We start from the raw sequence: 19,011 nt of genomic DNA on the forward strand, positions 1-19,011 counted from the left end.
CACTCCGGGGGCTATCCCTCCCGCCACGTGTCGTCCGGCAGGTGCGAGCCGGCCTGCGGGCCCATCTGGAGCATCCCGCCGTCGACCGTCCATGAGGCGCCGGTGACGTACGCCGCCGCCGGGGAGGCGAGGAACGCGATGACGGCGGCGACCTCGCGCGCGTCGCCCGGGCGGCCCAGAGGGACGCCGGGGCGACGGATGCCGCGGGGATCCTCGTCCTCCTGCCCGGTCATGGGCGTCGCGATCTCCCCCGGAGCCACGGCGTTGGCGGTGATGCCGTGCGATCCCAGCTCGAGGGCCATGGTCTTGATGAGCCCCCCGAGGCCGTGCTTCGCCGCATCGTAGGCCGACGACCCGACGCGCGGCTGGTGCTCGTGGACGCTCGTCACCGCGATCAGCCGCCCGCCGCGGCCTGCGTCCACCATGCGGCGTGCTGCCCTCTGGAGGCAGACGAACGCGCCGTCCAGGTCCGTCGCGACGATCTCCCGCCAGCGCCCGTAGTCCATGTCGAGGAAGGGCTCGTTGGCGCCGGTGCCCGCATTGTTCACGAAGACGTCGAGCCCGCCCAGCTCGCCGGCGAGGCGGTCGACGACCTCACCGCATGCGGGCGCGTCCGCGACGTCGAGCTGGGCGACCACGGCCTTCCGCCCGGAGCGGCGCACCTCCTCGGCGGTCTCCTGGGCGCCCTTCTCGTCGCTGTGCCACGTGATGCCCACGTCCATTCCGGCCTCCGCAAGGGCGACGGCCGTGGCGCGTCCGATCCCGGAGTCCGAACCGGTCACGATCGCGGTGGTGGGCGTGAAGTCCCGCGTGCTCTCAGCGTGCTGTCCAGCGTTCATGGCTGCTCCCCGGTCGTCGACGGGGACGGGCTGCCCGTCCCGCACTCCCCCGAGGGCTACCCGCCGCGGCGTGGACGAAACCCGCGTCCACCGCAGGGCGACCGGTCAGCGACGGCGCGTCCAGTCGAGGAGCCGCTCGAGCGGCCAGGTCGTCACGATCCGCTCGGCCGGTACACCGTTCGCCTCGGCGCGGGCCGCTCCGAGGCGCAGGAAGTCGAGCTGCCCGGGAGCGTGCGCGTCGCTGTCGATCGCGAAGAGGCACCCCGCGTCGAGCGCGGTCTGGATCAGCCGATCCGGCGGGTCCTGGCGCTCCGGGCGCGAGTTGATCTCCACGGCGACCCCGTTCTCCGCGCAGGCCGCGAAGACGCGCTCGGCGTCGAAGGCCGACTCGGACCGGGTGCCGCGCGAGCCCTGGACGAGCCGCCCCGTGCAGTGCCCGAGGACGTCCGTGTGCGGGTCCTCGATTGCCGCGAGCATCCGGCGGGTCATGGGGCCCGCCTCGGAGCGCAGCTTCGAGTGGACGCTCGCCACCACGACGTCGAGGCGTCCGAGGACCTCGGGGGTCTGGTCGAGGGAGCCGTCCAGGAGGATGTCCACCTCGATCCCGGTCAGGAGCCGGAAGGGCCGGTCGCCGTCCTTGCGGAACCCGGCGTTGAGGTCCTCGACGATCCCGAGCTCCGTCTCGAGCCGCTCGGTGCTCAGCCCGTTCGCGATCGTCAGGCTCGGGGAATGGTCTGTCAGGGCGATGTACTCGCGGCCGAGCCTGCGCGCGGTGCGTGCCATGGCCGCGGGCGGCGAACCTCCGTCCGAGAAGTCGCTGTGGCTGTGGAGGTCTCCCCGCAGGAGCCCCTCGAGTTCGGTCGCGGCCCCCTCCTCCCCCGCGCGCTCCCGCAGGTCGGCCAGGTAGGAGGGGACCACGCCGTCGAGCGCCTCGCCGACCACCTGCGCGGTGCGCTCCCCGATGCCGGGGACGCGCCGGAGCGTCCCCGAGCGCACCCGGGAGGCGACGTCGTCGGGCGCCAGCGCCTCGAGCGCAGCGGCGGCGCGCCGGAACGCCTGGACCTTGAACGATGGCGCCTGGCTGCGCTCGAGCAGGAAGGCGATCTCCTCGAGGGCCTCGACCGGGTCCATGGCTCAGCCGTCCCCTCGTGCCGGGGCACGCCGGGCCACGGCGCCGACCGGGACCGTGAGCACCGCGAGCCCGGCCACGATGAGCCCCATCCCGCCCCAGGCAGGCAGGGTGAGCACCTCCCCCACGACGGCGACGGCGAGCACGGCGGCGACCACGGGCTCGGCGAGCGAGACGGTCGTCGCGGTGCTCGCGCCAACGCGGCCCAGCCCATGAGCGAAAAGGACATACCCGGCGAACATCGGCACGACCGCGAGGTAGGCGCCCACCGCAGCGTGCGCCCACGAATCCAGGAACGCCGCGCCGGTGGCTGCGAGGATCGCGAGCAGCGGCACTGCCGCGACGGCGAACATCGCGCCCATCCCCGCTCCGGAGGAGACCCCGCGCTGCATGACGCGGTGCCCTGCCCACGAGTAGAGGGCGTAGGAGGCGGCGGCGACAAGACCGAGGCCGGCCCCGACAACTGTGGACACGCCGTCGCCGGCCTCGCCGCCCTCGCGCGCGAGGCACAGGATGACTGCGCCGGCGATCCCGAGCGCTGCGCCCGCACCCCAGCGCGGCGAGAGGGGGCGGTGGTCCAGGAACCGCTCGAGGAGCGCCGCGATGATGGGCGCCGCGCCAATGGAGACAGCGGTGCCGATCGCGACGCCGGCGAGCCGCATGGACGAGTAGAACGCGAGGGCGTAGACCGCGATCGCGGCACCGCCGGACAGCACCGGACGCCACGAGCGCGCGAGCGCCGACCATCCGGCCTGGATCTGCCGGGACGCCACGGCCGCGAGCAGGAGGCCACCGAAGCCCATTGACGCGGCACCTATCGCCAAGGGGCTCACGGCGGGGGCGAGTGCGGAGGCGGTCCCCGTGGTGCCCCACAGGACCGCTGCGCCGAGGACGGCAGCGACCCCGAGCCCGTGGGCCGGCGGTCCGCCCGCACCGGGCGCGCCCGCGCCCCGCAGCGAATGCGCGGACGGAGGGGCCGAAGCGGTCATGACCTCGATGCTAGCCGCGGTCCGCCGCGCGCGGGAGGCGGCGGGCCCGTCCTAGGCTTGCCCCATGAAGAGCGCACCCCTCAGCACCTGGACCCCCGGCCGGCTGGCCGAGACGGCGGAGGCCCTCGTCGCCGCGGGGGCTCTCCCCCGGATCGTCCAGGCCGGGCATCCCGTGCTGCGCACCCGCGCCCTCCCGTTCGAAGGGCAGTTCTCCGGGGCCCTGCTGGGCGAGCTCGTCGACCTCATGCGGCGCACGATGCACGCGGCACCCGGCGTGGGACTCGCCGCACCGCAGATCGGGCTCCCCCTGCAGCTCGCGGTCCTCGAGGACCAGTGGCCGGTCGACGACGAGGCGGCCGCTGCCCGGGACCGCTCGCCGCTCGCGTTCACCGCGATGCTCAACCCCTCCTGGCATGCCGAGGGTGCGGGGACGGCCCGCTTCTACGAGGGCTGTCTCTCCGTTCGGGGGTACACGGCCGTGGTCGAGCGCGCCTCCCGTGTCGCGGCCCGCTGGACGAGTCCCGACGGCGCCGCCCGCAGCGCGGAGTTTTCGGGCTGGCAGGCGCGGATCGTCCAACACGAGACTGACCATCTGGCGGGGGCGCTCTATCTGGACCGCGCGGAGCTCCGCTCGCTGTGCGCCAACGAGGTGTACACGCAGCGCTGGGCCCACCCCACGCCGGAGCAGGCCGCACAGGAGCTGGGCTTCTAGGGCCGGCCCGGGCATCGGGCCAGCCTGGCCCCATCAGCCGCGCCGGGCCGGCACGGCTACGATGGAGGCCATGCTCTCCGACGCCCTCGACCTCCTGCGCTGCCCGCTATGCGCCGAGGGCTGGGACGCGCGGAGCGGGGACCGCGGTCTCGTGTGCAGGACGGGGCACCGGTTCGACGCCGCCAGGCAGGGATACGCCAACTTCCTCACGGGGCGCGGGAGCCAGTTCACCCCGGACTCGGCCCCCATGGTCCTCGCCCGCGAGCGGTTCCTCGGGTCCGGCCACTACGCCCCGATCGCCGCCGCTCTCGCGCGCGCCTGCGCGGACCTGCCGGAGGACGCAGCAGTCCTCGACGCCGGCGCCGGCACGGGCTACTACCTCGCCGCGGTGCTCAGGGCACGACGCCCGGCACGCGCCGTCGCGCTCGACCTGTCCCCGCACGCTCTGCGGAGGGCGGCGCGGATTCCGGGCACTGCTGCGATCGTCTGGGACCTCTGGCGCCCGTTGCCCCTGGCCGACTCGTGCCTCGACGCGATCCTGAGCGTCTTCGCGCCGCGGAACCTCCCGGAGTTCGCCCGCGTGGCGAAGCCCGGCGCCCTCCTATGTGCTGTCACCCCCCTGCCCGCGCACCTCGCCGAGCTGCGCGGCCGGCTCCCCATGCTGGACGTCCCCTCGGGCAAGGCCGACGCCCTTGAGCGCGAGGCCGCCGAGCACTGGGAGCCCGTGCGCCGGGAGCAGGTGGCCGTGGCGCTTGCCCTGACGCCGGACGACGCCGCGGACCTCGCGCTCATGGGTCCGGCGGGCCACCACGCGCGCCGGGAGGACCTCCGCGAGGCCGCAGAGGGCCCGGGCGCGGCTGGCGGGACGGGCTCGATCGGAACGACTGCCGCGGTCGAGCTCAGCGTGCTGCGGCGCCGCTGACCGGAAGCTCCGTGCCCTCGCCGGGCTCGCGCATGCGTGATGCCGGCTGGACACCCAGGACGCGCAGCGCGAGCTGCACGAGCGGACCGATCCCGAACGCGAACACCGCCGTCCCGATCCCGACCGTCCCGCCGAGGAGCCACCCTGCGATCACGACCGTGACCTCGATCCCGGACCGGACCGCCCATACGGGCCAGCCCGTCCGCGCGACGAGCCCGGTCATGAGTCCGTCGCGGGCGCCGGGCCCGAGCTGCGCCCCGATGTAGAGCGCCGTTGCGAACGCGAGGAGCACCAGGCCCGCGGCGAGGTCGGCGATCTGCCAGGCCACGCCGTCGGCCGCGGGGATCCACGCGAGCCCGAGGTCCGCGAAGACGCCAACGAGCGCGGCATTGGAGAGCGTCCCCCACCCGGGACGGAGCCGCAGCGGGATCCACAGGAGGAGCACGACGGCGCTGATCGCGATCGTTGCGACGCCGAACGTGGCCCCCACAGTCCTCGAGACGCCCTGCGCGAGCACGTCCCACGGCGAGGCCCCGAGCCCCGCGCGAACGATGAGGGCTATCGCGATCCCGTAGGCGAACAGACCCACGTAGAGGCGGAGGAGTCGGGAGGCGAGCCCCTGGCTCGAGAGGAACCGCGTCATGGCGGCTGCCGGGCGGACCGTGCCGCGGGAACGGGGAGTGGGAGAAGGCATGCGTCCATGATGGCGCGGGATTGGCACCGCCCGAAAAGGCCAATCGAGATACCGTGGCCTCATGGTCCGTCTCACTTCCGCGCGCCTCGCCGCCCTCCTCGGCCGCTGGGAGGGCGCCGGGCCCGCCTACGCTGACCTTGCCGACCGCATCCGGCTCCTCGCGCTCGACGGCAGGGTCCTCGACGGCACCCGCCTGCCAGCCGAGCGCGAGCTCGCCCTCGCCCTGGGCCTGAGCCGCACGACCGTCGCCGCGGCGTACGCCCGCCTGCGCGACCTCGGCTGCGCAGCCAGCGTGCGGGGCTCGGGGACCTACATCGCGCTGCCTGCGGCGCCGGCCGTGGCGGCACCGGACGGTGGCGGGCTCGTGGACCTCACCAAGGCGGCGATGCCCGCCGCGTCGATCGTGGCCGAGTGCCTCGGCCTCGCGGCGCGGTCCATCGGCGGCGAGCTCGGCAGCCTCGGCTACGAGCCGGTGGGCCTGCCCCGCCTCCGTGTCGCGGTCGCGGAGCACTTCGAGCGCCGCGGCGTCCCGACCGCTCCGGACCAGATCATGGTCACGACCGGCGCGCAGCACGCCATCTCCCTGCTCGCACGTCTGGCCCTGCGGTCTGGCGGCCGGGCACTCGTCGAGCAGCCCACCTACCCGCATGCTATGGACGTGCTTGCCTCTGTGAGGACACGGCTCGGTGCGCTCCCAGTCTCGGAGGCCGGGTGGGACCTGCCCGCGGCCGAGGCCGCCTTCGCGGCCCGTCCGGAGCTGGCCTATGTCATCCCCGACTTCCACAACCCCACCGGGGCCAGCCTCAGCCCGGAGGGCAGGGAACGCCTCGCGTGGCTCGCGCAGCGCAGCGGGACCCTGCTGGTGGCCGACGAGACCACCGCTCTCCTGGACATCTCCCGCGGTCCGCTCCTCCCCCTTGCGGCGTACTCGGCCCAGGCCGTGACGATCGGAGGGCTCTCCAAGCTCGCGTGGGGCGGCCTGCGCGTGGGATGGATCAGGGCGCCGCGTGCCGTCATCGCGCGACTCGCCCACCTCCGCACGGCCATGGACCTCGGCACCCCGGTGCTCGAGCAGCTCGCGGCCGTCGAACTCCTCGCCCGCGAGGCGCTGCTGGTCGCCGAGCGCCGCTCGGCCCTACGCGAGCGACACGCGGCCCTCACCGAGGCGCTCGCCCAGTCCTTCCCGGAATGGACCGTGCCCAAGGTCGACGGCGGGTCCGCGCTGTGGGTGGACTGCTCGCCCTACTCCTCGTCCCGGCTCGTGCTCGCGGCGAGGGGGCACGGGGTGGCTCTGACGGCCGGCCCGCGCTTCGGCCTGGGCGGGGCGTTCGAGCATCGGCTCCGGCTGCCGTTCACCGCCTCACCGGAAGACCTGCGCGGCGCCATCCTGGCCCTCCGGGCCGCCTCGTCCGAGGGCGGGCCGGCAGAGGTGGCGGCGCCGCTCGTCGCCGTGTGAGAACAGCCCTCCGCGCCCGCTGATTCCAGGGTCCGGTGGGCTAGTGTGGGAAGGGACGGCAGGCAGAGGGAGCGGGCGGAATGGACTGGTTCTCGCAGTACGGCTGGATGCTCTGGCTAGGGCTTGCCCTCGTGCTCGCCGGGGCCGAGACGGTGACGTTGGGCCTGGTGGCGGTGATGCTCAGCGGCGGAGCGCTGGCCGCCGCCGTCGCTGCGCTCCTCGGCGGCCCCGCGTGGCTCCAGGTCCTCCTCTTCGCCGCAGTCTCGGTGGCCATGATCGCGTTCGTGCGGCCCCTCGCGCTACGGCACATGCGGCCGGCGATCGAGGACTCGCGCACCAATGTGGACCGGCTCGTCGGGGCCCGCGCCACGGTCCTCGAGCCCGTGGACGCCTCGCGCGGCCTGGTCAAGATCGGCGGCGAAGTGTGGAGCGCGCGCGCCGAACGCGGGGAATTCCTCCCCGGAGACCCCGTGACCGTCGTCGCGATCGACGGCGCCACCGCGATCGTCGCCTCCACCGGGAACGGCTCCCCTTACAGGGCGCGACCCGGCGAGAGCTGATACCCCGCAAGAACTGACACCCCGCAAGAACCGACACCCGGCAAGAACTGACACACTACGAAGGGGGACCCGTGGAAGGCGTCCTGCTCACCGTCCTGTTCATCGCACTCATCGCGTTCGTCGCGACGGTCCTGGTGCGCGCGGTGCGGATCATCCCGCAGGCGCGCGCGGGGGTCGTGGAACGCCTCGGGAAGTACCAGAGGACGCTCAATCCGGGCCTGACCATCCTCATTCCCTTCGTGGACCGCCTCCTGCCGCTCCTGGACCTCCGCGAGCAGGTCGTCTCGTTCCCGCCCCAGCCCGTCATCACCTCGGACAACCTCGTCGTCTCGATCGACACGGTCGTCTACTTCCAGGTGACCGACCCGCGGGCGGCGACCTACGAGATCGCCAACTACATCCAGGCCGTCGAGCAGCTCACCATCACGACCCTGCGCAACGTCGTCGGCGGACTCAACCTCGAGGAGGCGCTCACCTCCCGCGACCAGATCAACGGCCAACTGCGCGGCGTCCTCGACGAGGCCACAGGGCGCTGGGGCCTGCGCGTGTCCCGCGTGGAGCTCAAGGCGATCGACCCGCCCCACTCCATCCAGGATTCGATGGAGAAGCAGATGCGCGCCGAGCGGGACCGCCGCGCGGCCATCCTGACCGCTGAGGGCACGAAGCAGTCCGCAATCCTCACGGCCGAGGGCGAGCGGCAGTCGCAGATCCTGCGGGCCGAGGGGCAGGCGAAGGCCGCGGTCCTCAAGGCCGACGGCGAGGCACAGGCCATCCAGAAGGTCTTCGACGCGATCCACGCCGGGAACCCGGACCAGAAGCTGCTCGCCTACCAGTACCTCCAGACCCTGCCCAAGATCGCCGAGGGCGACTCCAACAAGCTCTGGATCGTCCCGAGCGAGATCGGCGAGGCGCTCCGGGGGCTCGGCGGCGCGATCGGCGGCCTCGGTGCTGCGCCGGAGGCTCCCGCGGCGCGCCCGGGCTCCTCCCCCGCCGCGGGTTCTGCAACCGGGTCTCCCGCCGCGGGTTCCACGGGCGCAGGCTCGGCGGCCGCGGACGATGACGACCTTCCGCCGCTCACGGCTCCCGGCACCTGAGTCCCTGTGCGGCGGGTGGACAGTCCAGGCTTCAGGCGGCGCGGCGGCAGACGGCGCGCTGCGCACCTATAATGGAACGTCCGCCAGCAGAGACGACGGGAACCGGGCCCGGGGAACACCGCCGGCCCGTGGAGCGTTGGCATCGTCGTCAGGTCATTGCGACCGGCAGAACGCGAGGGAGTAGAAATGAGCGACCGCAGCCTGCGCGGCATGCGTCTGGGTGCACAGTCCATGGAGACCGAGGCCGGCGTCGAGCCGGCTCCGCGTCAGCGCGTCGAGTACCGGTGCGAGGACGGCGAGCAGGTCTTCGTGACCTTCTCGTCCGAGGCCGAGATCCCGCCCGTCTGGACGTCGAAGACCGGCAAGGAGGCCTTCCTCGTCGACGGCGAGCGGCCCACCGACGCCAACGAGAAGGCCGTCCGCACGCACTGGGACATGCTCCTCGAGCGCCGCAGCATTCCCGAGCTCGAGCAGATCCTCGCGGACCGGCTGGAGCTCCTGCGCAGCAAGCGCGGCGCCTGAACCAGAGCCCGCTGGCCCAACGGGTGCACTGAACAGAGGCCCTGAACAGAGGGGCTGAACAGGCTGAGGGGCGGGAACCACGGTTCCCGCCCCTCAGCCTGTCAGCAGCGCATCAGCGTCCTGCTGGCCAGCGCTTCCCTCAGCCGCGGCTCCCGCTCAGCCGCGCGCGGCCGGTGAGCTGCCGCCAGCGCTCGGCGAGGCCCCAGCGCGTGACGTTGAGCATGGCCTCGACCACGATGTTGCCGCTCATCTTCGAGCTGCCGAGCTCGCGCTCGACGAAGGTCACGGGGACCTCGACGACGGTGAGGCCCATCTTGGCAACGCGCCACGCGAGGTCGACCTGGAAGCCGTAGCCCTTCGACTCGATGGCATCGAAGTCGAGCTTCTCGAGCGTCGTGCGACGGAACGCCCGGTAGCCCGCAGTGATGTCCTTGAGGCGCAGGCCGAGCATGATCCGCGCGTAGGTGCTCCCGGTGCGGGAGATCAGCTGGCGGTAGAACGGCCAGTTGACGACCGAGCCGCCCTTGACCCAGCGGGAGCCGATCACGAGGTCCGCTCCGGCCTCGATCTGCGCGAGGAGCGAGGGAAGCTGCTCGGGCTGGTGCGACCCGTCCGCGTCCATCTCGACGACGACGTCGTAGCCGCGCTCGAGCGCCCAGCGGAAGCCCGCGATGTACGCGGCGCCGAGGCCTTCCTTGCCACGGCGGTGCATGACGTGCACCTGCGCGTCCTCGGCTGCGATCCTGTCGGCGAGGGCGCCGGTGCCGTCCGGGCTGTTGTCGTCGGCGACGAGGACATCCGAGGCGGGAACGGCGGAGCGCAGGCGTCCGAGGGTCTTCGGGAGCGACTCGAGCTCGTTGTACGTCGGGATGATCGTCAGGATGCGCACGCAGTCGGCCTTTCGGGGGCTGGATGGGGCAGCGCCGCCCACGGCGGCGCGACTGTCCATTATATCCACCCGATCCGAGGCCTTCCGGCCTGCCGCCCGCACAGCGTTCTGCAGCCGACCAGGCAGGCCCATGCGCCTTCGGGCCAGTGCGCGGGGCTGGCAGCTGGTCAGTCCCCCGAACTGTTTTCTACTGACGCACAGGCCCGCCCCCGTGGCACGTTCTGCCGGGTTGCCCAACCGAACGGGGCCAGCCGCGGGCCAAGAGCCCGATGACACTCGATCCTACGGCGTGTGCGTCCCCTGTCAACCACCGGTTCATCTGGGGTTTCTCGTGTTTGCCCAGTTCGGACCGGCCTTGCGCGGCCGGCCACGGATTTTCGGCCGGAAACCCTCCCGCGGGCCTGCCCAATGCCCCTCAGGCCCGCAGCGCGCCGCCTCAGCTGAGGGAGGGCGCCTGAGCTGAAGGAGGGCGCCTCAGTTGAAGGAGGGCGCCCTGTAGAGCTCCCGACCGTGGTGGAACGTCGCAAGGCACTCCGGGAGCGTCTCGGTGTCGAGCGCCGGCAGGAGCGGCGTCCGGGCCCGCGGATCCGTGCTCCAGGCCTGGACGCGCCCGTCGGCGACCTGGACCATGAGCTCGTCCGCCCGCCACACCGCGAAGCTCGCCGGCGCACCGGGAACGAGCTGGCCCAGCAGTGGATTGGCCGCCCGGGCCGCGCGCCACCCTGCCCGCGTGTGGCCGATGAAGGCCGCGCGCGCGGAGATGCGCTGGCCCGGGTCCGAGTGCATGAGGCACGCGCGCACACTCTCCCATGGGCTCATCGCACACACCGGCGAATCCGAGCCGAAGCAGACCGGGACGCCGGCCGCGTAGAACCGCGCGAACGGGTTCATGCCCGCCCTGCGGCTCCCGAGCCGCTGGTCGTAGAGGCCGCCGGGGTGCCCCCAGGCAGCGTCGAACAGGGGCTGCGCACTCACGGTGACGGCATACTGCGCGAGTGCGGCAGCCTCGGCGTCGCCCGCCAGCTCGACGTGTTCGAGGCGGTGCCCGCTGGCCCGGACCCGGCCCGCACCGACCTGTTCGGCGGCGAGGCCGAAGCCCTCGAGCGCGAGCGCCAGTGCGCCGTCGCCGATCACGTGGAAGCCTCCCTGCACTCCCAGCGTCGAGCACGCCGCGAGGTGGGCGCCGATCTCCCCTGCCGTGAGGTAGGCGTTGCCGCGGTGCCCGGGGGCATCGGCGTAGTCGTCGGAGAGCAGTGCGGTGCGGCTCCCGATCGAGCCGTCCACCGTGAGGTCCCCCGCGAGGCCGAGGACGGGGACACCGAGCGAGTCCAGGAGCGCGCGCGCCTCCTCGGCGCTGCCGACGAGCTCGCCCCAGTACGCCATGACCTCCGGCCGGCTGGCAGCATCCTCGCGCGCGCCGAGCACCTGCAGGTCCTGGAGCCCGCCCAGGTGCGGGGCTGCCTGCTCGACGACGGCGACATAGCCGTTCGCTGCCGCGTGCCCGAGGGCGCGCGAGTGGAGCGCGCGCAGCTCAGCGTCCGTCGCGGGGCGCACGGCGTGGCGCGCGGCCGCCAGGGCGTCCCGCGCCACGACGGCGTCGCGATCCCCCTCCCCCGCTCCGTCGAGCGCCGCGAGGCCGGCAGCGCCTGCGAGGGCCGTGGAGACGAGGGCCGAGTGGACGTCGGTGCGCGTCGCGAGGACCGGGAGGCCGCCGGCTGCGCGGGCCAGCTCGGCAGCGGTCGGGAGGGACGGGTCCTCCCACGCCGACTCGTCCCAGCCGTGCGCGCGCAGGGCGCCCTGGCCCTCGTGCCGGGCGGCTGCGCCTGCCACGGCGTCGAGGAGCTCGGCGCGCGACCGCACGCCCGAGAGGTCGAGAGATGCGAGGGCCTGGCCCGTGTCGGAGAGGTGCACGTGCGAATCGACGAATCCCGGCGCAATGAGGGCGCCGTCGAGGTCCACGATGCGCATCGATGCGTCCGCGAGGGACGCCGCCGCCTCCTCGGACCCGATCCACGCGACCGTCTCTCCGTCCACGAGCATCGCCGACGCGAAGGGGTCCGCCGCGGAGTACACGGAGCCGTTGCGGTAGAGGGTGAGCCTGCGCTCAGCGGACATGGGTGTTCCTTCTCTCGGCCGCGCCGGGCGGCCGCGCTCTCGGGGGGACTATTCGGCGACGGCGGAGTAGGCGACGACCCCGCGCCGCACTCCCCGGATCGCCTCATGGCACAGGCGCGACAGCCGCGGCTCAATGCCCGGGACGTCGGCGAGCTGGTCCAGGAGGTCGATCACCTGCCGCACCCAGCGCACGAAGTCTCCTGCCGCGAGCTCGGTGCCGGAGAGCACGTTCTGGAGGTCACGTCCGCGCGCCCACTTGTACATGGGCCACACGAGCCCGAACTCCGGCTCGGCCGTGCGCGGGAGCCGGTTCTGCTCCTCCACGTCCTCGAGCTCGGACCACTCCCGCAGGATCACGTCCACCGCGACGTCCAGCGAGACGCTCGGCATCTTCGGCGGGAGCCCGCGCTCCTCGCGCTTGGCCTGGTACACCAGGACGCTCACGAGGGCGGCGAGCTCGGCCGCGTCGACGTCCTCGAACGCACCTGCCCGGAGGGCGAGGGCGGTGAGGAGGTCACGGTCCCCGTAGATCCGGCGCAGCTGGGCGCCCGCGGCGGTCACCCCGGAGGCCGAGCCGGTCTCGTCGAGGCAGCCGTAGGCGGCCAGGACGTCGCACACGCGGTCGAACGTCTTCGCGATCGTGTTGGTCCGGTTCTGGATCTGGGAGAGCATCCGGTCGGTCTCCTTGCGGAGCCTGATCCAGCGCTCCGCCCAGCGGGCGTGGTCCTCGCGCTCAGCGCAGCCGTGGCAGGGGTGCGACCGGAGCCGGCGCCGCAGCTCCTGGATGCGCTTCTCGCTGTCCTCGTAGCCTCCGGCGAACGCGAAGTCGCGTCGCGACCGCTTGGGCCTGCGTGCCTCGTCGCCACCTGCGCGGGCACGGGCGACGGCGTGGGCAAGCGAGGCGGCGAGGTCGCGTCGGTCCTTGGGCCGCTTCGGGTCGAAGCCCTTGGGGATCCGGATCCGGGCGAGCGGCTCGAGCGGGCCGTCGACGTCGTGGAACCCGATCCGCCGCAGGTTCCGGTCGTCCGTGAGCACTTGGGGACGCGGGTCGCGCGCATTCGTGTCCGAATTGAGGACCACTGCGGTCCCGGCGAGGCGGCCCTGGCCGATCTCGACCACGTCCCCGGGCGCAAGGCGCGCGAGCGAGTCGACCGTCATGGTGCGCCGCGCACGGCCGGCCTCGCGGGACGCGAACTTCTCGGCGTCGCCGAGCTCCTCACGGATGCGGGAGTACTCGGAGAAGTCCCCGAGATGGCAGGTCATGGCCTTCTCGTAGCCGGCGAGCGACTCCTCGCGGCTGCGGACCTGGCGCGCGAGGCCCACGACGGAGCGGTCAGCCTGGAACTGCGCGAAGGACGTCTCGAGGATCTCCCGGGCACGCGACCGCCCGAACTGGGCCACGAGGTTGATGCTCATGTTGTATGTGGGCCGGAAGCTCGAGTTGAGCGGGTAGGTGCGCCGCGAGGCGAGGCCGGCAAGCGCAGCGGGGTCGAGTCCCGGCCGCCAGAGCACCACGGCATGGCCCTCGACGTCGATCCCCCGCCGGCCGGCGCGTCCTGTCAGCTGGGTGTACTCCCCCGCGGTGATGTCCACGTGGGCCTCGCCGTTGAACTTCTCGAGCTTCTCGATCACCACGCTCCGGGCGGGCATGTTGATCCCGAGGGCGAGGGTCTCGGTGGCGAAGACCGCCTTGACCAGACCGGCCGCGAAGAGCTTCTCGACGACCTCCTTGAACGTGGGCAGCAGGCCTGCATGGTGCGCGGCGATCCCCCGCAGGAGTCCCTCGCGCCACGACCAGAAGCCCAGGACGGCCATGTCCGCGGCCGGGATGTCCTTGGCTGCCTCGTCGACGGCGACCGCGATCTCCGCGCGCTCCCGCTCGTCGGTCAGGTCGAGGCCCGCGTCGAGGCACTGCTGGACGGCGGCGTCGCACCCGGCGCGGGAGAAGATGAACACGATGGCGGGAAGGAGGCCGCGGCGCGCGAGCGTCTGGATGGTCTGGGGCCGGCTCGAGCGGGTCCCCGCGAGCGGGCGCGCGTCATCGGGACGTCCGGGGCCCGTGCGAAGCGACTGCTTCTCGCCGCGCTGGCGCTCCTCACGACGGCGGGCCCGGCCGCCGTGCCCGAACCGCCCCCTGTACTGCTGCTGGGTCTCCCGGCGCGCAAGCTCGACGAGCTCCGGATTGACTGCGGTCAGCTCGCTCACGGCCGCCGACCGGACCCGGGGCGCACCGCCGTCCGCGCGGCTGTCCGCACCGGCAGGGGTCTCGGCACGGGGCTCCCGGCCGTCCGCAGCCGGCCCCTCGTCAGGATCCGGCCCGCGGTCGTGGGCGTCTGCGAGGGCCTCGAAGTCGCCGCGGGTCGCGAAGAGGTCCACGAGCTCCCGGCCTGCGAGGACGTGCTGCCACAGCGGCACGGGACGGTGCTCGGAGACGATGATGTCCGTCTCGCCGCGCACGGTGTCCAGCCATGCGCCGAACTCCTCGGCGTTGGACACCGTGGCGCTGAGGGAGACGAGCCGGACCTCCCGCGGGAGGTGGATGATGACCTCTTCCCACACCGCGCCGCGGAAGCGGTCGGCGAGGTAGTGCACCTCGTCCATCACCACGTAGCCGAGGCCGGCGAGGGTGTCCGAGTCCGCGTAGAGCATGTTCCGCAGCACCTCGGTGGTCATGACCACGATCGGTGCCTCTCCGTTGACCGTCGTGTCCCCCGTGAGGAGGCCCACGCGGTCCGCGCCGTGCACAGCGGAGAGCTCGGCGAACTTCTGGTTCGAGAGCGCCTTGATAGGGGTCGTGTAGAACGCCTTGAGGCCCTGGGTGAGGGCGAGGTGGACGGCGAACTCCCCGACGATCGTCTTCCCGGCCCCGGTAGGAGCCGCGACGAGCACGCCGCGGCCGGCCTCGAGGGACCGGCAGGCCTCCTTCTGGAACTCGTCGAGCGGGAAGCCGACGGTCGCGGCGAAGGCGCCGAGCTCGGTCTTGGCGAAGGCCCTGCGCTCTGCGGCGGCCGCGTAGCGCTCGGCGGGGGACGGGTTCTCGGCGGCCGTGGACATGCCACCAGCCTAGTCCCCCACAGGCTCAGAACTTCTCGAGATCCTCCCGGGAGGTCGCGGTGTCCGCGCCTGCCTCCGCCTCCGCGGTCCGCTTCGCGTCACGGCGCTCGCGGCGACGGTCGTTCAGGAGGCAGATGCCGATTGCCGCGAAGAACAGCACGAGCAGCGGCCCCGCGAGCATGAACATCGACAGCGCATCGGCGCCGGGGGCGGCGATCGCGGCGAGCACGAAGACGAGGAACACTGTGATGCGCCAGGCCTTGAGGATCGCCTTGCCGGAGACCAGGCCGATCGCGTTCACGGCGACCAGCAGGACCGGTACGAGGAACGCGAAGCCGAGGAAGAGCAGCATGCGCGTGACGAAGTCCACGTAGTCGCGTCCGTCGATGATGTTCGAGAAGCCCTCGGGGGTGAACTGGGTGAGCGCCCGGACGACCTGCGGCGTCACGAGCCAGCCGACCCACACGCCTGCGAGGAACAGCGGCACGCCCGCGGCCATGTAGCCGAGAGTGTAGCGCCGCTCCTTCCTCGTGAGCCCGGGGAGCACGAAGGCCCAGACCTGGTAGATCCACACCGGGCTCGAGACCACGATCCCAATGAGGATCGAGAGCTGGAGCTTGAAGTCGAAGGGCGAGGCGATGGATCCGAAGTTCACCGATGCAGTGCCGCCAGTGTGCTCCGAGATCTGCCGGACGGGCTCCTGGAGGGCCTCGAGCACCGGGTCGTAGAGGAACCATCCCGCGATCGCTCCGAGGACGATCCCGATCGCGGACTTGATCAGCCTGTTCTTGAGCTCCCTGAGGTGCTCGAGCAGCGGCATCCGGCCTTCAGGGTTGGCCTTCCGCCCCTTGACTGCGGCCACGCTCAGGCGCGAGGAGCAGGGCCGTTGCCCTGGTCAGTGCCCTTGGGCGGGATGACCTTGCCTTCCACAGGCTGCTCGCCCGACGCGGTGGAGGACGACGGCGTGTCCTTGCCGTCGTTCTTCATCTCCTTGACCTCGGATTTGAGGATGCGCATGGACTGGCCGAGGCTGCGTGCCATGCCGGGGAGCTTCGGCGCGGCAAAGAGGAGCAGCGCCACGATGATGATGATGACGATCGGCCAGGGCCCATCGAAGAGTCGTCCCACGAGGAATCCTTTCGTTGATGCAAGTCTAGTCGAGCCCGAGGTCGGCGAGGGACTGGGGCTGGCCCCTCAGGGCCCGCCGCTGCACCCGCCGGTCGCGCCGCGCGAGCCGGCGCTCCTCACGGCCTTCCGCATACTCCCGCCGCACCTGCGCCGGGTCCGCGAAGACCGCGCTCCCCGGTGCCGGGCCCGCGGACGGGGCGAGCCCGCCGTCGTCCGGGTCCAGGGCGCGCGAGGACGGCATGACCCGCTCGAGCTCGGTGCCGAATGCCTCCATGGTGCGCAGTCCCTTCCGCACGATGAACACCGCGCCGAGTACCAGGACGAGCAGGGCGCACGCGCCCAGCGCCACCCAGATGAGGACCCACGACCACCACGGCACCAGACCAGCCTACCGTCCGCTGGGGGCGCGCCCGTACCGCGCGAGGGCGCGCTCAAGCCATGCCCGGGAGGCCGTGATGGCCGCCTCCGGGGCCTCGAGCGCGATCGCGCCGCCGAACTGCGCGAGGAACGCCGCGAGCCACGCCGGGTCCGCCACTGTGAGCCGCACCCGCCTGCTGCCGTCCACGAGGTCGCGCCCCTCCTCGGCCTCGACGGTCGACTCCGCCCATCGAGCCTCGGGTGCGAACCGCACAGTGACGTCGAGGTCGCCCGGGTGGCGCATGAACACGGCCTCCCCTGCGGCCGCGGCACCCTCCGGGACGGGACGCTCCTCGGCCGGCTCGAGGGCGACGATCCGGTCCACCCGGAACATGCGGCCCTCCTGCGCGCGATGGCAGTAGCTGTTGGCGTACCAGCGGTCCCCATCGGAGATGACCCGGAGAGGCGTGATGTCCCGCGTGGTGACCTCGTCCTTGGTCGGGTTCATGTAGGTCAGCGAGAGCGTGCGGCCCTCGCGCGCCGCGTCGAGCAGCACCGGGAGGAGGTGCGCGTTGCGGGACGGGTCGGTACGGACAAGGACCTGGGGCACACCCCTCTCCCCGAGGGCGGCAGCGGCAACCCTGTCCATGAGCTGCATGAGGGTCCCGCTCGCAGCGCCCGCGAGCGGCAGCAGCGCCTGGAGCCCGAGCTGCAGGGTCACGGCCTCTGCGGCGCTCAGGCGGCGCGGGCGGGCGAGCTCGTCCGCGTTGGCAATCGAGACGACATCGTCCTCGACGAGCACCTCGATGTAGCTCTGGAAGCCGCCCGCGTCCGTGGGCCCGGTCTCGGCGAGCAGCTGAAGCTCCTGCCGGACCTGCCGAGGCTTCAGACCGAACCGTGCGGCGATCTCGCCCACCGTGACCGGCCCCGCGAGGAGGAAGGGGACGAGGTCGGTGAGCCGGTCGAGGCGCTCCGCGCTCGTGGTCATGCGCCGGGGCGCCGGCGCATGGGGTGCCTCCGGCGCACCGGGGGTGCCGAGGGCGCCGAGGGCGCCCTCGAGCCGGCGCACCACAGCGTCCGCGAGCTCGGGCGGGTCCTCGACCACGACCGCGTCGCCGAAGCCGGCGAGGGTCTCCGCCATGACCGTCACGTCGCGGAAGACGAGGTCGCCGAGGTCCCAGCCCTCCGGCCCCGCCCCGGCCGGCTTCCACTCGCGCCTGAGGCCGAGCGCCCGGTCCTCCGCAAGGCGTACCCGCGCGGTCCGCTCCGGCAGTGCCTCGAGGCTCTCGAGCGCAGCGTGCACCGCACCGGCCGGCGGGGGCGGGAACGCTTCCGGCTCTCCCGCAGTGACCTCTCCCCGGATGCGGGAAAGGCGGAACAGGCGGGTACCGCCCCTGTCCAGGTCATGCCCGGCAAGGTACCACTGGCCGTAGCGCTGCCCGAGGCCCCATGGCTGGACCCGCCGCCTCAGCAGTTCGCCCGTGCTCGCGGCCTCGTACTCGAACGTCACCTCGGCGCCGTTCTCCGCCGCCTCGAGGAGCGCCTCCCACGCCGGCTCGTCGAGCTTCAGGCGGGGCTGGATCGCCGAGGGCGGGGTCTCCGGAAGGGCCCCGGCCGCCTCGAGGCGCCGCAGGGCGCGCTGGGCGCCCTGCCCGGCAACGGCGCCGTCGCACGCGAGGGCGGCGAGGGCGAGCCACGCCGACTCCTCGGCGGTGAAGCGCTGGGGCGGAAGCTGGAAGCCCTGGGCGTCGATCGTGTACATCGTGGTCGTCTCGGCGCTCTCGAGGCGCTCGTAGCCTTCGAACTCGCGCAGGTCCGCGCCCATCGCCCGCAGTTCGGCCTTGTCCCGTTCGAACATCCGCAGCACTGACTCGAGCTCGTCGTCGGGCCCACGCGCGGCCCACGGCGAGGCGTCATGCCCGTACACGTCTCTGAGGATCCGCTCCCTGGACAGGCCGCGGTCGGTGCGCAGGAGTGCGATCAGCAGGTTGAGGAGGCGCGTGGTCTTTGCTTCGGACACATCCCTGAGGCTATACGGAAACGGGCGGAGGACAGCCCACGCTGCCCTCCGCCCGTCGCGCCGCTGCACGCGCCGCGGCCACCGGCGACGGAGGCGGCTGCTCCTAGCGGACGCCGACGAGGTCCACGACGAAGATGAGTGCCTCGTCGGGCTTGATCGCCCCGCCCGCGCCGCGCGAGCCGTAGGCCAGCTCGGAGGGGATCTCGAGGCGGCGGCGGCCGCCCACCTTCATGCCGAGCAGGCCCTGGTCCCAGCCCTGGATGACCTGGCCCACGCCGACACGGAAGTCGAGCGGGGTCCCGCGGTTCCACGAGGCGTCGAACTCCTCGCCCGTGGACCATGCCACGCCGACGTAGTGCGCTGAGACGGTGTCTCCGGGGGCGACCTCACGGCCCTCGCCCTCGATGAGGTCGATCACCTTGAGCTCCGCGGGGACCTCGCCCTCGGGGAAGTCGATCTCGGGCTTCGTGCGGTCGTACTCGCGCTGTCCGAAGGACATGGCGGCTCCTTCTCTCTCGTTGTTCAGGGTGT

At 72.9% G+C, this 19,011-nt stretch carries 18 protein-coding genes; 6 read left to right on the top strand and 12 right to left on the bottom strand.

Features of this window, described 5'->3' with window-relative positions:
• Positions 1–11: 11 nt before the first annotated feature.
• The 3 genes from ABCQ75_RS11200 to ABCQ75_RS11210 form a co-directional block, all read right to left on the bottom strand.
• Positions 12–839, bottom strand: coding sequence for an SDR family oxidoreductase (locus ABCQ75_RS11200; RefSeq protein WP_345885456.1), 828 nt, complete (start codon positions 837–839; stop codon positions 12–14).
• Between the two features lie 105 nt (positions 840–944).
• Entirely contained in the window at positions 945–1,970 is a 1,026-nt protein-coding gene (locus ABCQ75_RS11205) for a PHP domain-containing protein (RefSeq protein WP_345885457.1), read from the bottom strand.
• A gap of 3 nt (positions 1,971–1,973) precedes the next feature.
• Positions 1,974–2,957, bottom strand: coding sequence for a DMT family transporter (locus ABCQ75_RS11210; RefSeq protein ID WP_345885458.1), 984 nt, complete (start codon positions 2,955–2,957; stop codon positions 1,974–1,976).
• 64 nt (positions 2,958–3,021) lie between these two features.
• Here ABCQ75_RS11210 and ABCQ75_RS11215 point away from each other — a divergent pair, with 64 nt between their 5' ends.
• Positions 3,022–3,669: a peptide deformylase gene (locus tag ABCQ75_RS11215; RefSeq protein ID WP_345885459.1), complete on the top strand. Its 648-nt coding sequence runs from the start codon at positions 3,022–3,024 to the stop codon at positions 3,667–3,669.
• Between the two features lie 70 nt (positions 3,670–3,739).
• Complete coding sequence (locus tag ABCQ75_RS11220) at positions 3,740–4,591, top strand: methyltransferase domain-containing protein (protein WP_345885460.1); 852 nt, start codon at positions 3,740–3,742, stop codon at positions 4,589–4,591.
• Here the strand turns inward: ABCQ75_RS11220 and yczE are convergent.
• Positions 4,569–5,285: a membrane protein YczE gene (gene yczE, locus ABCQ75_RS11225; protein WP_345885461.1), complete on the bottom strand. Its 717-nt coding sequence runs from the start codon at positions 5,283–5,285 to the stop codon at positions 4,569–4,571. The genes ABCQ75_RS11220 and yczE overlap by 23 nt on opposite strands.
• A 61-nt stretch (positions 5,286–5,346) precedes the next feature.
• Here yczE and yczR point away from each other — a divergent pair, with 61 nt between their 5' ends.
• The 4 genes from yczR to ABCQ75_RS11245 all read left to right on the top strand — a co-directional run bounded on the left by yczR (position 5,347) and on the right by ABCQ75_RS11245 (position 8,917).
• Complete coding sequence (gene yczR, locus ABCQ75_RS11230) at positions 5,347–6,741, top strand: MocR-like transcription factor YczR (RefSeq protein ID WP_345885462.1); 1,395 nt, start codon at positions 5,347–5,349, stop codon at positions 6,739–6,741.
• Positions 6,742–6,821: 80 nt separating this feature from the next.
• A complete protein-coding gene (locus ABCQ75_RS11235) occupies positions 6,822–7,301 on the top strand; it encodes an NfeD family protein (RefSeq protein ID WP_345885463.1) in 480 nt (159 codons plus the stop codon).
• A gap of 71 nt (positions 7,302–7,372) precedes the next feature.
• Positions 7,373–8,395 (top strand): SPFH domain-containing protein, encoded by a 1,023-nt coding sequence (locus ABCQ75_RS11240; RefSeq protein ID WP_345885464.1) that lies wholly within the window; start codon positions 7,373–7,375, stop codon positions 8,393–8,395.
• A gap of 186 nt (positions 8,396–8,581) precedes the next feature.
• Positions 8,582–8,917 (top strand): RNA polymerase-binding protein RbpA, encoded by a 336-nt coding sequence (locus tag ABCQ75_RS11245; RefSeq protein ID WP_345885465.1) that lies wholly within the window; start codon positions 8,582–8,584, stop codon positions 8,915–8,917.
• A 139-nt stretch (positions 8,918–9,056) separates the two neighbouring features.
• Here the strand turns inward: ABCQ75_RS11245 and ABCQ75_RS11250 are convergent, their stop codons facing one another.
• From ABCQ75_RS11250 to ABCQ75_RS11285, 8 genes are all read right to left on the bottom strand, one after another.
• Positions 9,057–9,806, bottom strand: coding sequence for a polyprenol monophosphomannose synthase (locus ABCQ75_RS11250; RefSeq protein WP_345885466.1), 750 nt, complete (start codon positions 9,804–9,806; stop codon positions 9,057–9,059).
• 474 nt (positions 9,807–10,280) lie between these two features.
• Positions 10,281–11,921: an amidohydrolase gene (locus tag ABCQ75_RS11255; protein WP_345885467.1), complete on the bottom strand. Its 1,641-nt coding sequence runs from the start codon at positions 11,919–11,921 to the stop codon at positions 10,281–10,283.
• A 48-nt stretch (positions 11,922–11,969) separates the two neighbouring features.
• On the bottom strand, positions 11,970–14,975 hold the full coding sequence (locus tag ABCQ75_RS11260; RefSeq protein WP_345885468.1) for a DEAD/DEAH box helicase: 3,006 nt from the start codon (positions 14,973–14,975) through the stop codon (positions 11,970–11,972).
• A gap of 25 nt (positions 14,976–15,000) precedes the next feature.
• Positions 15,001–15,795 (bottom strand): twin-arginine translocase subunit TatC, encoded by a 795-nt coding sequence (gene tatC, locus ABCQ75_RS11265; protein WP_345885511.1) that lies wholly within the window; start codon positions 15,793–15,795, stop codon positions 15,001–15,003.
• A gap of 44 nt (positions 15,796–15,839) precedes the next feature.
• Positions 15,840–16,103, bottom strand: a complete 264-nt coding sequence (tatA, locus tag ABCQ75_RS11270; protein WP_345885469.1) for a Sec-independent protein translocase subunit TatA — start codon at positions 16,101–16,103, stop codon at positions 15,840–15,842.
• 25 nt (positions 16,104–16,128) lie between these two features.
• Positions 16,129–16,482, bottom strand: coding sequence for a hypothetical protein (locus ABCQ75_RS11275; protein WP_345885470.1), 354 nt, complete (start codon positions 16,480–16,482; stop codon positions 16,129–16,131).
• A 9-nt stretch (positions 16,483–16,491) separates the two neighbouring features.
• Positions 16,492–18,480 carry a helix-turn-helix transcriptional regulator gene (locus ABCQ75_RS11280; protein WP_345885471.1) on the bottom strand — a complete coding sequence of 663 codons (1,989 nt, stop codon included), beginning with the start codon at positions 18,478–18,480 and terminating at the stop codon, positions 16,492–16,494.
• A 103-nt stretch (positions 18,481–18,583) separates the two neighbouring features.
• Positions 18,584–18,979, bottom strand: coding sequence for an FKBP-type peptidyl-prolyl cis-trans isomerase (locus tag ABCQ75_RS11285; RefSeq protein WP_345885472.1), 396 nt, complete (start codon positions 18,977–18,979; stop codon positions 18,584–18,586).
• Positions 18,980–19,011: the final 32 nt, after the last annotated feature.

The sequence above is a fragment of the Sinomonas halotolerans genome, from assembly GCF_039615075.1.
Classification (GTDB): Bacteria; Actinomycetota; Actinomycetes; order Actinomycetales; family Micrococcaceae; genus Sinomonas; species Sinomonas halotolerans.